The following is a 16,091-nucleotide window of genomic DNA, read 5'->3' on the forward strand; positions in this document are numbered from 1 at the left end:
TTCTATATCCGATATAGTTTGTACGTTCAGACTGAATCTATTCAATGAACCATGTTTGAGGAGGCTATTCATTATAAGCTCAGTAATTTAGCGACGAATTTAGAATTAAATACTTCGGAGAGCTCGTCCATTACAGTTAAATACACTAGCCCATTGCCTTCAAGTTTCGCAGAATTCCCTAAAGGTACGGTTCTTTTTATTAATTGAGCATACAGCTCACGCTCTGTGAGATTTCGCTCGAAGCTTGCATTCACAAGTACTTTTATTAACGCCATAGCTCCGGCGACATGTGGAGTTGCCATAGAAGTTCCGCTTAATGTCGCATAGGTTCCGTTTAAATAAGTTGATAAAATTTTCTCTCCAGGGCCAACTAGATCGACTTCATTGTTCGAATTCGAAAAATTAGACGAGTGTCTCTCCAAGTCAATCGCACCTACGCTTATGACTTCGTTATAACAACCTGGATAGTCAAACTCATCTGTCGAATCAACACCATCGCCTTCATTACCTGCCGCACAAATCACAAGAATATTGGCAGCTACGGCTTTCTGAATTGCTTCGTGTAACGCAGGTAGATTTTCTGGACCGCCAAGGGACATGGAGATAATATCCGCTTTTTGTTCGACCGCATAGTTAATGCCATTAATGATCCATTCATATTGACCAGACCCATGTTTATCAAGGACCTTAATTATAAGCAAATTAGCCTCAGGAGCTACACCGACAACACCATTATTGTTTTTGGTCGCAGCGATTGTCCCTGCAACATGCGTGCCATGACCATTGTAATCCTTGTATACATCCGTCTTACCGCCATCATCATTTGTAAAATTAATTCCGCCTATAATTCGTTCTTTTAAGTCAGGGTGAGTGAGATCACAACCGGTATCCAGTATGGCAACCGTTATCCCCTTCCCTTTGGTTTGATCCCAGATTTTTGGCGCTTGAATCATTTCCACTCCTGTTGGAATTTCATTGACCTGTTCAATCTTCTCAAGAACTTTAAACGGAATCACTTTTACTTGTCGCTCCATTTTTATTCCCTCCTAATTAGGATAAAATATTAAAGCTTGATTCATTCAAAATTTGATGTTGATCGACGGGTTATCTCTATGCTATTATTTGGGAGAACATTTTTACCTTATCGTTGTATTTTGCTAAAAAAAACAAGAGTGCTACCAACACTCCTGTTTTTTAGATACATTGGCTTTTGGGACCTCCTGGGGCTAATGGTTCATACACACCTACCTGATCGTTTAGCGGCGAAGGGGTAGGTTTTTTAGTGTATTCTAACAATGATTAACGCTATAAAAGTTAACAATGCCAAGAGGAAACTCCCAAATTGAAGAATCAACTTTATCATTTCATCTGGTTTCACCTTTACCCTCCTCCTTCCTGACGAAAGGGAGATCCGGGTGGCCTAGTATCTAACAATAGTGTCTACAAGGAGTCATTTTGGACAGAAAAAGCCTACCCTCATGTGCTAGCTGGCTGGCATAGTTTCCCTTAGCCCCTTTAGCTTTGCGTCACCGCCTTTAAACGGTTTTGCCAATAACGTGGGTAGACTTCTATATACTGTAAATCTATTATATGCCTATTTATTATATAAGAATATAGGGAGTAAGTCACATTCTAGATTGTAAATGCATACAACAAATTTGTCGAACTTAATCAAGAAATACACCGAATCATAGAAAATCATCTTCCGACTAGTTCAAAAGCAATGTAAGCTAAATTTCCGCCCTTAAGTTCTCGTTAACCTGCCCGATTGTGAACTCATAGAAAGCAAAGGCTTCCTCCCAAGTCTGGAATCCCGCCTGTGCGATGATATCGCTGCCTCCGCCTTTTCCATTGTATGTTCCTACATATTCTTTGAAGAAGGCACCGCAAGAAAGGGAAGTATTACTGTTGTTAGCAAGAATAACTTTGTTCTCAACAACAGTAGCGAGCAGTACTGGTGTATTACTTTCCGAAGCCAGCTTCACCGCCAGACTTTGCAAATCTTTAAGCGTCTTATCCTCAAACACACTTGCTATCAATTTGCCATCACTGCTTGATAACAGCTCCTGTGCTGCATAAGCGTTGTTTCTTTCTTTGAGAGCAACAATTTCAACCTGAAGCTGCTTTTGTTCATTTTCCCATTTCTCAATTCGATCGATAATCTCGTCTTTACCCGTGTTGAATTTGGATGACAAGGTACCCAAAATCCGCTGGTTTTCATTAAACTCCTTCAGGGCGCGGTATCCGCATAAGAAGTAAATCCGAGTGTTTCCCTTTTGCTTTTCGGCTTTCAACAGCTTAATCATACCAATTTCGCCCGTTGATGAAACATGTGTCCCTCCGCAAGCATTGTGTTCTAAGCCTTTTATCTCGACAATTCGAATATGATCTGTCACTTTGGGCTGTTTAACTAGCTTCAAATGAGCTACTTCCTCTTGGGTAATAAAATAACTAACAATGCTGCTGTTTAGGTAAATTTGCTTGTTCGCTTCATTCTCAATGGAAACAAGCTGGTTTAGCGTCAGTTCCGGCAACTGCACGTCAATGGTGGCATAATCGGTACCCAAATGAAAGCTTACCGTTATGGCCTGATAGAGGTCGCGGCATACCGCTGAGAGCAAATGCTGGCCGCTGTGCTGCTGCATATGGTCGAATCTTCTATTCCAATCGATCTGGCAAGCCACTTTACTTTCATTGGGTAGTCGTGTCAGCTTATGCAGCACTTCATCCTCTTCACTGATCACATCAAGCACAGGAATCCCGTTGATATACCCAACATCGCAGGGCTGTCCGCCCCCATGAGGATAAAAAGCCGTCTCCTTCAGGATGACATAATACCCATCTTCTCTTTCAAGCATTTGGTGTATGTCTGTTTGCCATTCGGTTACATAAGCGGAATTGTAATATAGTTTTTTGGATGACATGTCGATTTCCTTTCTGCTTGCTAGCCATTCTATTATACCTCTCCCCAATATACCTCAGTTTCATAGTCGAAAAACACATTTCCATCCTGCTCATGCCGTTCGAATATTTGCTGCAGTTCCGTCATCATCGGCGCAAAATTGGGGTGCTCGGGTACGGGAATGTAGGAAGATGACATTAACCTACCTTTCAATCCTTCCAAATCAAAAACCTGTGTTATCGTGAATCGTTCTACCTGCATACTATCGTTCTTGAAAAAAGACGCCAGCGTTTCTTGCGAAATATTTTTATGAGTTACTTTTTCATAATCGGTTCCAAATGTACGGAGCAGTAAGTCGTACTCTTCTCTGAAGGCATTGCCATGTTCCAGACGCGAGTTCCAGATCAACAGCACCTTCCCGCCAGGCTTCAGAATCCGATGGAATTCGGCATGTGCGGCCATGCGATCAAACCAGTGAAACGCTTGGGCACATACGATAAAGTCGACGGACTCATTCGGTAGACCCGTTGCTTCAGCAGACCCCGGCACGGCACGAAAATTTGCATCTTCGCTTAACATTTGCTCAGCGGCTTCCCGCATCGCTTGATTCGGTTCAACGGCGATGACTTGGCTTCTTCTTTGTAAGAGCAGCTTTGAAAAAATACCTGTCCCTGCGCCAATGTCCGCAACTACTGCATTTGCGTGCAGACCAACGACGTCATACAAATAATCAATAGCCTCTTTCGGATAAGTCGGTCGGAATTTCACATAGGTATCAACGCGATTTGAAAAACGGTCTTTATTATTCATCTCATACCTCTCCCATCTGATTATATATCCTTCTACAAACAAAGCGGCCACCTGTTGTTGAGTTAAGCAAGAATACATTCCGTTTCACTTAGTGAAACAGTGTTTCATAATATTCATTTATATCATATTCAATTATTTGACAAAAGTCCATAACAAATACGTCGCTTTACAACACAAAAAACGACCGCTAAACTCGCGGCCATTCAAGTTTTTTTATAGTTCTTCAGTAGATTCACCAAACACTAAGGCCGATTTTACGATGACTTTATTGGGCTCAGTCACACTCTCCTGGTTATTCAGCAATTTAAGCAGAAGTTCAGCCGATTTTGCACCAATTTCCAGCTCATGTTGGTCTATATGCGTGAATGCAGGTTTTTCGTCTATCGCTGATGAGGGATTATCGTACGTTATAATAGAAAGGTCGCGCGGTACATTTATTCCCAGTCTTTTAGCAACACCAGCTATATTCAATCCCAACTTCAAATTCAATGTGATAAATGCGGTTGCAGTGCGATATTTGAGATAATGATATAACGGATGCTTTTCTGTGGGGATCGTATCCGTTAATTGAAAATCTGTCACGATTAATGCCGGGTTAATCATCGAGCCTTTTTGTTTCAGTGCTTCCATATAGCCGCGAATCCGCTCGCCGACAGTCACTGTATGGATCGAAATATCGGAGCAAATAGCAATGTCCCTATGACCTAGCTCCCACAGATGGTTAACCGCCAATTGAGCGCTCATCCAATTATCCGAACAAACACAATGGGTATCAAAGCCTGGTAAGTAACGATCAATGAGTACGAACGGAAATTTCCGTAGTTTCAGTAACAAGATTTCTTCGTTGTACGTTTCTGCGTCAATCGGAAAAATAATTAGTCCGACGGCCCCATTCTTAATCAGCTCCTGAATCGCTTCCTTTTCCCGCTCCTTGCTATTATGAGTTAGCACTATCGACACATAATATTCGGTGTTCGCGAGCACGGAATTGATTCCTTTTAATAGTCGGATAGCAAAGAAATCCTCCAGTAAGGGTAGAACGAAGCCGATCATTTTACGAGAGGAAGCACGCTCATCATGCTCCTGCACATCCGTAGCGTCAAGCTGCTTGTTCTCCAGATTCTTAGCTTCTTCTGAGCGAATTTCTGGACTAACGAAGCTTCCTCTCCCTGGAATCCGGTAAATCCATCCGTCTTTAGCTAGCTGCGTTAGCGCATTGGAAACCGTCATTCGACTGACCCCGAATTGCTCCATCAGCTGCTTTTCCGTTGGGAATTTGTCGTTATCCTCCATTGCTCCTAATTGGATCAACTGTTTAAAATGCTCTTGGATCTGCAAGTATAGTGGTTGTCGTTCATCCGTCCTGGCTGAAACCCGCATTCTGCTCATATGTCTCCCCCTCAGAAGGGCGCTGTGTGACAGATCGCCACGCTTCTTCCATATCCTGAATTAAATCGTCCGGATCCTCGGAACCTATATAGAGTCGAACAAGCGAACCTGTTTGCTGATTATTGTAATCTAAAGCATTTACGTTGATTAAGCTTTCGAAACCGCCCCAACTGGCTCCAATCCGGAAATAGTGTAGATGATCCGCCCAAGCCCTTAATTTGACAACCGGCTCATCGGATTCGAACGAAAATAAACTGCTGTACCCCGACATCTGTGTACTACCCAGCTCATGCTGAGGATGGAAGGTTAACCCCGGATGGTTAACCTTCCGGACATAATGCTGACTACCTAAATATTCGGCGACCTTCAACCCGCTCGTTTCATGCCTCTCCATCCGCATTGGCAGCGTACGAAGTCCACGGGTAACCAAACCCGCCGTCTGCGGGGTCATGATGCCGCCGAACAACATATATTCCGTCGACATCAGCGGGTCCATGAATCGATGGGAGCCGACCACAACCCCCCCCACGCAATCGCTATGACCGGAAATATACTTTGTGATCGAATGGACGACGAGGCTAACCCCCATCGTGAGCGGATTTTGATGACAAGGCGTCGCCCACGAATTGTCGAGAATCGTTTCTGCTCCTATACTTTGAGCCAGCGCCGCACAACTTCGGATATCTTGGAGCTGGAACATCATGCTAGTCGGGCTCTCCAAATACAGCAGTTTGGTATTCGGCTGAACCGCACGTTGCCAGTTTTCCAATGAGCTGCCATCGACAAAGGTCGTTTCGACCCCAAACTTATGCAAATAGACGCCTAGAAATTCTCGTGTCGGTCCGTACGCCTGATGTGTGCAAATGACGTGGTCACCCTGTTTGATTATGGACATAATCGCTGACGAAATCGCCGCCATACCAGATGAAAAGCACTTGGCTCTTTCCCCTTGCTCGAGCTGGGCCAGCTTGTCCTCCAGATACCTCACCGTCGGGTTATTGCCTCTGGAATACACGAAGTTTTCTTGCTCATCAAGTCTCGCCAAGTTGAATTGCTCGTACGTATCAAACGAAAATAAACTCGTCTGATAGATGGGAACACTGATGGCGCCGTGATGACGATCATCATGCGCATCATGCGCCACTATAGAGTACATCTTCTCCTTTGTGCTCACTACCCTTTCACCGCCCCTTGGGTTAATCCTTCTACAATAAATCGCTGTGCTAGGGCAAACAAAAGTATTGTCGGGAGTACAGAAAGCACAGTTCCGGCGGACATAGAGCCCCAATCGACATTAAATTTGAGGATAAAAGAATTCATCGCTACCGGCAGTGTCTTTAACGATTCGTTATCGATAAACATGACGGCCAAGAAAAGCTCGTTCCAGTTCTGGACGAAGGCAAATATGAACATCGAGGAAATGCCCGGCATCATAATCGGAATAATGACTCGCATGAGGGCAGACAGCTGAGAACAGCCGTCGATCATCGCCGCTTCCTCCAGATTGGACGGAATTCGCTGGAAGAAGCCTCGCAGCATAATCGTAGAGAACGGGATCAAGATGACCGTATACATGAGGATCAACGAGATTCGCTGATTAAGCAGATGCAAGTTTGACATCATCATATAAAGCGGAGCCAGAGCAATGAATCCAGGAAGCATCTGCGTAACGAAGAATGCGAGCATAATTTGCTTGTGGCCGCGAAACCGAAATCTTGCGAGTACGTATGCGCTGCATATAGCGATTACGATAACGATCAGAGCAGAAGAAATCGAGACGAGAAGACTATTGGCAATATATACATTAAACTTAGACACTTTGAAAATGTTGATGTAATTTTGCAGCGTGAATTGCTCGGGCCAGTAATGAACGGGATAACTGAATATTTCCTTTTGCGGCTTTAACGAGGTGATGACGATCCAGTATAACGGAAACACCATTACGAGTAAGTACACGGAAAGAAAAGCAACTTTGATGAATCGATACCCATAATTTCGTTTCATTTAGAAGTCACCTACCTTCTCCGACTTAGTTACCATCAAATAAAACAGCGTGTACAAAAACAACATGACGATCATAACGACTCCGACAGCCGATGCAGCCCCATAATCTCCGTCATAAATAATTTTATTGAGCATCAAGGAGGATAAAATATGGGTCGCCCCTCCCGGTCCGCCATTCGTCATGCCGTAAATGAGCGTAGGATCGTTGAAGATCCAAATAACCCGCAGAAGCGTTGTGGCGATGATGGTCGGCATGATGTACGGAATCGTCACATACAGCAGCTTTCGATAACCGTTTGCTCCATCGATACTCGCTGCTTCGTACAGCTCGGAAGGTATAGATTGCAGAGCAGCCAGCAGCATGATGGTAAAAAAGGCTATCCCGTACCATACGTTAGCGACGATAACGGAGGACATCGCCCATTTCGGATCCGACAAGAATCCGATCCGATCTTCAATAATACCTAGACGCAGTAAGAGATCGTTGATAACGCCGATTTGTGAATTAAACAGCCATTTCCAAATAAGGCCGATCAGAAATCCCGATAAAGCCCATGGATAAAAAATAAAGGCTTGGTAAACGCCTCTTCCCCAGAACTTCTTGTTTAGAAACAGTGCCAGGATGAACCCTAAGAGAAATTGTAAAATAAGAGAGAAAAACACCCAGTAGGCGCTGTTTTTCAATGCGGCAAGAAATTGATGGTCTCGAAACGCATCAACGAAGTTTTGCATGCCGACAAAATGCACCTGTTTCAGATTGAACAGCTTGTAACTTTGAAACGCCATGACTACGCCCTTAAAGAAGGGATAGTATGTAAAAACCAGCACAAGCAGCAGTGCGGGCAGCAAGCTGGATAGAATGAATTTTTGCCGAGAACTCACGTGTTCACCCCCCGGTAAGAAAAAACGGCTAGCGATGACCGCCCGCCGCTTTCAACTACTTTCGTTATTTTTTCATTCCCGCTTTCTGATCTAACCAAAACTTATCCCATTCCTTCAGCGTATCGTCAGTCGATTTCTTATCGAGCAAATACGATTGCTGCCCTTTCATGCTCAATTCACCCCAGCTACCGTTGCCTGGATATTTGAATGGCGGTGTAAAGTTGACGAAAACATCATCTTTTGCCGTCATATCAAGCAGCGTCTTGTAAGGGCCTGTTTGGAAGAACGTATCGGCTGTCGCCGATGTATGAATCGGTATCGTGCCAATTTGCTTAGAAAACTCCGTATTTTCTTTTGGGCTCGAGAGATAAGATATCAATTTCCAAGCTTCATTCTTACTTTTGGAATTCGCTGTAACACCCCATCCAGCAGCCCCGGTACTGACCAGTGATTTGCCGTTAGGACCGAGTGGCATCGCTGCCGTTTCTAATGTTTTGGGGTCCATCTTGTCCTGCAGCACCTTGATAACGTCTGGATCCTGGAGTAAAATGCCGGTTACCCCAGATGTAAAGGCTTGAACCTGATCCTGGAATCCCCAGTTGATCGAGTCCGGCGGCGACGCCTCTTTATAAAGCTTCTTATATAGCTCTAATGCCTGTTTAGCTTCAGGTGTGCTGTACACCGACTTGCCGTCCTTCGTAAACGGTGCATCGTCGAGATTCATCACTTTATCGTTATAATCGTAGATCATATGGTCAAAGTTACCGTTAGCTCCCGGACCTCCGCGGAATGAGAAACCGTACCGGTTTTGCTTCGGATCGGTCAGCTTCTTGGCTGAATCGACCAGTTCTTCCCACGTCTTCGGTGCAGTAAGCCCCTTGGCGTCGAACCAGTCTTTCCGATAGAACATTTGTCTTTGATAAAGAGCGTTCGCAATAAAGTAGAGTTTGCCGTTAGTCGAGCCTACAACTTTGGACGTACCAGAGAGCGTTTTACTATCTGCCCAACTCGATGCGTAGGTATCCAATGGTTCCAAATAACCATTATTCACATACTCGGCAATGTTCAGATCTCTTACCTCGAGGATGTCGAGTTCTTGCTTGGCGGCAAGCATTGTTCTTATTTTGTTGTCCGCTTGATCGAATGGCGGGGAGATGAGTTCTACTTTGATGTTTGGATTGTCCTTTTGAAACCGAGCTATGGCATCTTGAAGCAGTTTGGTGCGTTCCGGACTCGTCAAACTTTCAATCATATGAAGTGTTACTTGTTTGGCTGGTGCCTCCGTACTCTTCGCGCTCTCACTGGGCGCTGCCGTACTTCCGCTTGGAGTTGCCGTATTCTCGGTGCTTCCATTCCCGCTACATCCTGCTAAGGTACCTAACAACATAACGCTGGCAAACAAAGTTGTCCATCCTTTGACCACAGCTGCCCCCATATCTGACGCCCTCCTCAATTTAGTCATATTCAACTATATTGTCTTAATTAAATAGATATGTCTTAATACTATTTCTTTAAATGAAAAAACGCTGATGACATTCGCATGTCAGCAGCGTTTCGATTTCCTATTTGTTATACCCCTTCATTAACATCATGATTTTGTTACCAGTAATAAAATTGATTCGGAGCCGTCTTTTTTCAAATATAAATACGAGAGCGCCTTATAGGGAGCTCCCGCGTTTTGTTGATTTATACGGTTTCCGTGCTGTTTATGAAAACTTTCAAACGCTCTAACTGAAGAAGATGATGGCGATAATGCATCTCAATGAGAGCAAACCATTCTTTCGCGTTAAGCGCGCCTAATCTTGGGTGCAGCGAGGTCCTTTTCGGAGATATGTCCGCGAGCAAAGGTTCGATTTCTTTCAATCTTTGGAGCACCGTATGCATGCCATCAATGATCTGCTGTTTACTAGCCGGCTGCTCGGGCGTATATTGCGGAGAAGCTGGAACTTTAATGCGTTCAGGTGGAAATCCGCCTAGTGTAAAGATGGCTGCTCCCGCTTCCGTTTTTTCTCCAACAGCATCGATTGCATCTGCACTCTGACTTTGGCATTTCTCAATATTGCCAATCTGCATGAAGAGAGCTGTTTTGATGAGATGGAGGTATAACTGTCCTAGCGACCATTCATTCTCATTAGACTGAAGCTTCAGTTGTTCCATGCTCAGTGGTTGCAATTCATCTAGGTAATGGTGCGTAAGCTCCTCAATTCGTTCCAATGTTTCGGCTGTTTTCATCATTTTATTAGCTCCTCTCGAATCTTGTAACTTAAGTATACCAAACACTACTGACAGCTGTATGTCAGTAGTGTTTATGCGTTTTAAGATTTTCGTATGAAATAAATTCCTTGCGGAATGGCGACCCAGAAGCCCGATATAGGCTTATTATTGTAGCACCTCCAATAGTACGATTTCGTAGTAATTACACAAAAAAATTAATCGATTTCAATCGTTCTCGTCTGCGTCGATTTCGAAGGTCCGGCAGGATCTGCTTTCTGTTGCAAAGCTTTAGCCACTTTTAACGACAGATGGATAAATTGCTGAAGCTCCTCAGCCGTCAGGGCACGTTCAATACGCCCAAACATGATATTCATCGTACCTAGCGCCCTACCTGCTATCAGTTCCCCGTCTTCCGTCAATCGATTAACTATGATTCGCTGGTCTTGCTGTGAATTCTCTCTATAGATGTAGCCTTTTCGAACAAGCCGCTTGGCGATACTGGTCGCTGTACTAAGTGGCGCACCCAAGTGATCAGCCATTTGGGACATGGTCAGCTGCCCATGAAATTTCAGCAACAGCAATGTGGAAAAATCAGAACTCGTGAGCTGCAGTTCCGGGTAGGTCGTATCCGGAAACATACTAAGTGGGCGAAGTCCATTTTTGAAAATAAGCTCAAACAGCTGCTGCATGTACATCCCTTTCTTCTTTCAATAAACTACGATATCGTAATTCCTATACTACGTAATCGTATTAATGTCAACTACCAAGCTGGACTTGTAGGTTCTATAACAAAGGGGAAAATAGTCGCGCTGTTTGCTCGATTAGGCGCTGTGGAAAGGAACGCTGGATCAATTCTTCCCTTTGCAAAGGTACGGAATCAAGGAGATCACGCTCGAATTGCTCTGTGAGTTCGCGTCCCACATCGGCACTATATAAGAGTTCAATGACCTCGAAATTTAAACGAAAACTTCGCATATCGTAATTCGCCGAACCTACGCCAGCCATTTCTTCATCAATGATCATTACCTTTGCGTGAAGTATGTCTTTCTCATACATATAAATTTGAACGCCTGCTTCAATCAATTCTCCATAATAGGTACGGCTCGCAGGTCCCACGATTTTGGGAGTAACATGACGTGGAACCAGTAATCTTACACGCACACCGCGTGCCACGGCTGTCTTCAACGCCATAATGATATCTGATTCGGGCACAAAGTAAGGCGTTGTAATATCTATCGACTTAGTCGCTTGTGTCAGACAAATGAAGTAAGCCTGCCGGATAACTTCAGTAGGAATCCCAGGATTACTCTCTAACGTTTGCATATATGCAAAGTGCAGCGACTCTGTGCCAGAAACGGGATCAACGCCTGCATCCAATTCCGCCCCCCATTCTTCCGACCATCCGGAAAGTGAAACTTTGGCAGTTGGAATGATTTGCTTTGACCTATTTCCTTTACCCTGTTTAGCCTTTTGCATAATCTTTTCCTTCGCAGCAATATTCCAATGGACATCGAATATTGTCCGCAGATCAATTGCAACTTCTCCGACTAATCGCATATGAGTATCACGCCAAAAGCCTACATCCGGCTTTAATCCCGTATACTCATCCCCTACATTGATACCACCTGTGAAAGCTTCGATTCCATCGATGACGACAATCTTACAATGATCCCGATAAGTCAAAGTGGGTATCCAAGGAAAACTCAATGGAAATATCGTCCGGCATTCAATTCCGGCATCCATCATTCGATTGATCACATGTTTAGGCAATTGTTTACTCCCCCATCCGTCTCTAATGAAACGGATCTTCACGCCAGCTTCGGCTCGTTCAATCAGGATATCCGTCATTCGTTTGCCAATCTGGTCATCCCGATATAAGTAATACTCCACTTCCACGGTGCTTTGCGCATTCCGTAGGGATGCGATAAGTTTATCATAGGTTTCTATGCCGTTCGTAAGCAATTGAACTCGGCCACTCCTAAGTCCATGCACCGTCAACTGACTTATAGATTGAGCGATGATGGAGGAAGCAGGACTGAACGAATCAGGCAATGAATCTGTCACATTGTTCGGAGAAGTGAGTCTCACTTTACGAAGATGAATTGGGTTGGCAATGATGAGATATATGACGTATCCTAGAACAGGAAATATCAGACATATAGCTAGCCAATTCAAAGCTTTTTCCGGACGACGCACTTCACGGATCGCTACGATTAACATAAAGATTGTATTCAAAACGTAAAGTCCAATAAACCCCATGAAATAGCCCCCCAAAGTTATATTCAAAACACAACATATAGTAATAAACATCCAAAAAATTTCACAACAAAACTTTTTCTTATGATTCACATAGGCAACGAATTGCATACTAACTATTGGAAAGTACTTTTATTGATGAATAAAAAACCGCTTATTTCCTGGTTAAGGAATTAAGCGGTATCCGTTTCATTGGTCCGAATCAAGGCAACAATTGATTTTCATAATACTTAACTAATTCAATAACCATGGCCCCCATCCGTTCAATTTCAGGTACTATTACATGGTCCAGTTTTTCATCTCTCAACGCTTCTTCCGTTACTTTGCCGACCGCGACTGCATGTACTCGTGTGTTGAACGATTCTCGAATGATATCCGTAATCCCCTGACGTTTCGCATATTCAAACAGATATCGCACCTGCACCGCGGTTGTGAAACAAACAGCATCAATCGATTTCGTTGAAAGTTCATGACACAGCGTCTCCAAAGTGGATAATTCCGGCTCTACATGGCGATAAGGCAGCAGTTGAATAACATTTGCCCTCTGATTCTCTAAGAACTGGATCAAATCGGGCTGAGGTTCACCATGTAACTGGACAACGACTGTTTTGCCCGCGAAATCGCAAAGATTCATACTTCGAATTAATCCTTGCGTCGTTCCATCCTCATCGACAATTTCAGATTTGATATCTAATTTCTTAAGCAAAGCAAACGTCTTATAGCCGCGTACCGCTACCTTCGCTTCCTTCATTTTTTGAATGAGAGTTGAATGAATGCCTAACCTTTCTGCAGCACCCAGCAGCGTATCTGTTCCAGTGCCTGTTGTAAAAACAAACCAATCGATCTTATTATTCACGCAAAATAATAATTCTCGTTCTATTGCCGACTCATCAAAATATAAAAGACCTTGCAAAGGACGAATGACAGGGATACCTCCCTGCTTCTCAATTAATAGGCTCATTTCCTCTGTTTTTCTTGAGCCTGCAATTACGATTTTCTTGTTGTTCAGCTTTTCCATTTTTCTATGAATCCCCCTTTTTAAAATGACCACGCTTCGCATTGAATAGTGAAGACGTGGTCATTTTTATCCGATCGAATAACGAATATACGCTATCAAGGCTAGCAATCCAGCAGCAATTGAAATCACATAAAAAGAAGTAAGCCGAACCCATTTTACCTCTGTTTTCTGGAAGTAGGTTTGATCGCCTTCCCGATTCTTACGAGAAAAACCAACCATAAAGGTAACGACTAAACCAAATAATAGTATAATTGAAAATATCCCAAAATAGATATACATATTCATAAAATAACCACCTTTTCTTTGTAATATTGGTCCTTCGGTGAAAATTATAGCGGAATTTGTTCTGAAATTCATCAACCACTTTCGTGGTATTTATACCATCCAATTTCTCAAAATAGCAGCTAGACTTCTCCTCAACTCGTGTAAAATGCACTGCAAAGAAGCCAAAAAATCACAAAAAGCCGCGGTCTATTAAAGACTGCGGCTTAATTGCGTTGTTTATGCTAGCTTTATGACTTCAATCCGTTCACAATCTCTTCAATCGCCTTGCTTAGTGGTGTAACCGGGCGGCCAAGAAGTGTCTGAAGATCGCTGCTCTCTAATTCTAGAACCCCATCTCTAATCGCGCTTTGGATGGCAACAAGGATCGGAACCACTGGCTCAGGAACCCCAGCACCGGCCATGATTTTAGCATAAGTCTCATCGTCAACTTGCTGAATCGGAACCTCACGATCAAGGACCGTAGACAGAACCGCCGCGAGGTCTTCATGAGTGATCAGTGCACCCGATAGCTCATAAACGGTATTCTCATGTCCGTTACCTGCAAGCACATTTGCTGCCGCTTGTGCATAATCACCGCGAGAAGCCCACCCTACTTTGCCAGCTCCTGCCGAGGTCACGAGCGGAGCACCCGCCAATACGCCTTGAATTGTTCCAATCTCGTTCTCGATGTACCAGTTATTACGTAGAAATGAGTATGGAATTCCCGTTTTGCGAATCGCTTCCTCTGTCGCACGATGCACGGGCACGAGAAAGAGAGAGCTTTCCTGTGCGTTTGTGGCACTCGTGTACGCGATGAAACCAACCCCAGCGCGCTCAGCCGCGGATACAGCAGCTAAATGCTGACGAATACGAGTTTCGTTATCCCCTTGCGTTGAAACGATAAGCAGGCGATCAACGCCAGCGAATGCTTTATCAAGAGATGCTGGATCATCAAAATCACCATGGCGAACGTCTACTCCCCGAGAACGTAAATCGGATGCTTTCTCCGTATCTCTTACGCTAACAGCTAAATTTTCAGCTGGCACAGCTGCAAGTAAAGCCTCGACCACTTTTGATCCTAATTGTCCCGTAGCACCAGTTACTAGAATTTTCATTTGTAAAAACCTCCATCAGATTATTTAATAATAGGTTAGAATCGCTATAGTTATAACCATATCAGTTACAACTAAGTTATAAAAATTAGCTCATTTAAGAGCTATTTTTATTTAAAATTAGATATCAGTTGTTGCAAGGTAACATTAGATAATCTTTGTTCCATCGCGGTTTGAGCATCACGCATTTCTGCACGGAGGGCTGATTCAATATTTCTACCAACCAGACAATTGGGGTTAGGATGGTTGTGGAAATTGAACAATTCCCCATTCTCGATCACTTCCACTGCCCGGTATACATCAAGTAATGTAATTTGGTCCGTATCCTTACACAGCGAAGTTCCGCCAACTCCAGCACGAACATCAACGAGCCCCGCCTTCTTTAGCAGCCCAATAATTTTGCGAATGATCACAGGATTCGTATTCACGCTGCCAGCAATGAAATCACCTGTACATTCTGTTGGAATGGTCGCTATTAACGACAGGATATGAACAGCTATTGAAAATCGGCTGCTAATCTGTTTCATTCATTATCACCTACTCGTTGTAACCAGTATAGTTCTAACTAATTCCAAAGTCAAGTTTGTCATGTAAGTTAAATCGTTTTGTTCGTTAAATGTTCTAAAATACGTTCTTTGACTTCTGATGGATTCTCAATTTGAAAAACAACTATTCCAAACTGATGATTATTTAATTCAAGGATGACGACATCTTTATGATTCTCATAGGATATGAAACACCATTTATCTCCGATCAGAAAGCGTCCTTCTCTAATGTCAGCTATTGAAGTACCTACTCTAAATTGAAACATGGATAACTGGAAATCATTTATGGATACATTCATGATATCCGAATACGAAATTTCAACACGTTGCTTCAAAGCCGCAGCACTTGTCAATCCCGTTAGATGAAGAATAAGCGCATCCTTCGTAAATTCAATTGTTCTAGCCATTTTTAATTACCTCCGATTTATAAATTTTGTATTTTCAAGTGGAAACACCTATAGTACGACTGAGTATGAAAAATCGTTCATTCATTCAAAAAAATTATTAAAAAAAGAGCTGCCCTAAGGTCAATTGACCTTGAGAGACAGCCCTAAACTTACTCGTTTCTAGTATTGTAGCCCCTAATGATGTTTGTTAAGAAGAAAAAGAACCCCTTTCGGAGTTCTTCATGACGGTGAATTGATTGATGGTACTTATGCCTTGATCCTTACTTGGCTTGGTCTATACCTCATCCA

The 16,091-nt window shown here is 43.4% G+C and carries 17 protein-coding genes and 1 riboswitch; all 17 genes read right to left on the reverse strand.

Going from position 1 to position 16,091, the window contains the following annotated elements:
* Positions 1–71: 71 nt before the first annotated feature.
* The 17 genes from ASG93_RS13185 to ASG93_RS13260 all read right to left on the reverse strand — a co-directional run bounded on the left by ASG93_RS13185 (position 72) and on the right by ASG93_RS13260 (position 15,803).
* Positions 72–1,034, reverse strand: coding sequence for a S8 family peptidase (locus ASG93_RS13185; RefSeq protein WP_056832608.1), 963 nt, complete (start codon positions 1,032–1,034; stop codon positions 72–74).
* A gap of 245 nt (positions 1,035–1,279) precedes the next feature.
* Positions 1,280–1,363 carry a putative holin-like toxin gene (locus ASG93_RS37185; RefSeq protein ID WP_367618672.1) on the reverse strand — a complete coding sequence of 28 codons (84 nt, stop codon included), beginning with the start codon at positions 1,361–1,363 and terminating at the stop codon, positions 1,280–1,282.
* 116 nt (positions 1,364–1,479) lie between these two features.
* Positions 1,480–1,560, reverse strand: a riboswitch (cyclic di-GMP riboswitch).
* A gap of 170 nt (positions 1,561–1,730) precedes the next feature.
* Entirely contained in the window at positions 1,731–2,924 is a 1,194-nt protein-coding gene (locus ASG93_RS13190) for an alanyl-tRNA editing protein (RefSeq protein ID WP_056832610.1), read from the reverse strand.
* Positions 2,925–2,956: 32 nt separating this feature from the next.
* Complete coding sequence (locus ASG93_RS13195; protein WP_056832611.1) at positions 2,957–3,712, reverse strand: class I SAM-dependent methyltransferase; 756 nt, start codon at positions 3,710–3,712, stop codon at positions 2,957–2,959.
* Positions 3,713–3,925: 213 nt separating this feature from the next.
* The gene (locus ASG93_RS13200; RefSeq protein ID WP_235550842.1) at positions 3,926–5,101 is read right to left on the reverse strand and encodes a GntR family transcriptional regulator; all 1,176 of its coding nucleotides are present in this window, start codon (positions 5,099–5,101) and stop codon (positions 3,926–3,928) included.
* A complete protein-coding gene (locus tag ASG93_RS13205; RefSeq protein WP_235550843.1) occupies positions 5,067–6,275 on the reverse strand; it encodes a trans-sulfuration enzyme family protein in 1,209 nt (402 codons plus the stop codon). The genes ASG93_RS13200 and ASG93_RS13205 overlap by 35 nt, the downstream gene beginning before the upstream one ends.
* Positions 6,275–7,105 carry a carbohydrate ABC transporter permease gene (locus tag ASG93_RS13210; protein ID WP_056832615.1) on the reverse strand — a complete coding sequence of 277 codons (831 nt, stop codon included), beginning with the start codon at positions 7,103–7,105 and terminating at the stop codon, positions 6,275–6,277. The genes ASG93_RS13205 and ASG93_RS13210 overlap by 1 nt, the downstream gene beginning before the upstream one ends.
* Positions 7,106–7,987: a carbohydrate ABC transporter permease gene (locus ASG93_RS13215; RefSeq protein ID WP_056832617.1), complete on the reverse strand. Its 882-nt coding sequence runs from the start codon at positions 7,985–7,987 to the stop codon at positions 7,106–7,108.
* A 64-nt stretch (positions 7,988–8,051) separates the two neighbouring features.
* On the reverse strand, positions 8,052–9,422 hold the full coding sequence (locus ASG93_RS13220; RefSeq protein ID WP_056832619.1) for an ABC transporter substrate-binding protein: 1,371 nt from the start codon (positions 9,420–9,422) through the stop codon (positions 8,052–8,054).
* Positions 9,423–9,673: 251 nt separating this feature from the next.
* Complete coding sequence (locus tag ASG93_RS13225; protein WP_056833450.1) at positions 9,674–10,219, reverse strand: DinB family protein; 546 nt, start codon at positions 10,217–10,219, stop codon at positions 9,674–9,676.
* A gap of 197 nt (positions 10,220–10,416) precedes the next feature.
* Positions 10,417–10,890 carry a MarR family winged helix-turn-helix transcriptional regulator gene (locus ASG93_RS13230; protein WP_056833452.1) on the reverse strand — a complete coding sequence of 158 codons (474 nt, stop codon included), beginning with the start codon at positions 10,888–10,890 and terminating at the stop codon, positions 10,417–10,419.
* A 94-nt stretch (positions 10,891–10,984) separates the two neighbouring features.
* The gene (locus ASG93_RS13235; protein WP_056832621.1) at positions 10,985–12,460 is read right to left on the reverse strand and encodes a phospholipase D-like domain-containing protein; all 1,476 of its coding nucleotides are present in this window, start codon (positions 12,458–12,460) and stop codon (positions 10,985–10,987) included.
* Positions 12,461–12,659: 199 nt separating this feature from the next.
* Complete coding sequence (locus ASG93_RS13240) at positions 12,660–13,475, reverse strand: uroporphyrinogen-III synthase (protein WP_056832623.1); 816 nt, start codon at positions 13,473–13,475, stop codon at positions 12,660–12,662.
* 66 nt (positions 13,476–13,541) lie between these two features.
* The gene (locus ASG93_RS13245) at positions 13,542–13,760 is read right to left on the reverse strand and encodes a hypothetical protein (protein WP_056832624.1); all 219 of its coding nucleotides are present in this window, start codon (positions 13,758–13,760) and stop codon (positions 13,542–13,544) included.
* 227 nt (positions 13,761–13,987) lie between these two features.
* Entirely contained in the window at positions 13,988–14,854 is an 867-nt protein-coding gene (locus ASG93_RS13250) for an SDR family oxidoreductase (protein WP_056832626.1), read from the reverse strand.
* 107 nt (positions 14,855–14,961) lie between these two features.
* The gene (locus tag ASG93_RS13255) at positions 14,962–15,378 is read right to left on the reverse strand and encodes an Rrf2 family transcriptional regulator (protein ID WP_056832628.1); all 417 of its coding nucleotides are present in this window, start codon (positions 15,376–15,378) and stop codon (positions 14,962–14,964) included.
* 68 nt (positions 15,379–15,446) lie between these two features.
* Positions 15,447–15,803, reverse strand: coding sequence for a hypothetical protein (locus ASG93_RS13260; RefSeq protein ID WP_056832631.1), 357 nt, complete (start codon positions 15,801–15,803; stop codon positions 15,447–15,449).
* Positions 15,804–16,091: the final 288 nt, after the last annotated feature.

This window comes from Paenibacillus sp. Soil787 (assembly GCF_001429545.1).
GTDB lineage: Bacteria > Bacillota > Bacilli > Paenibacillales > NBRC-103111 > Paenibacillus_E.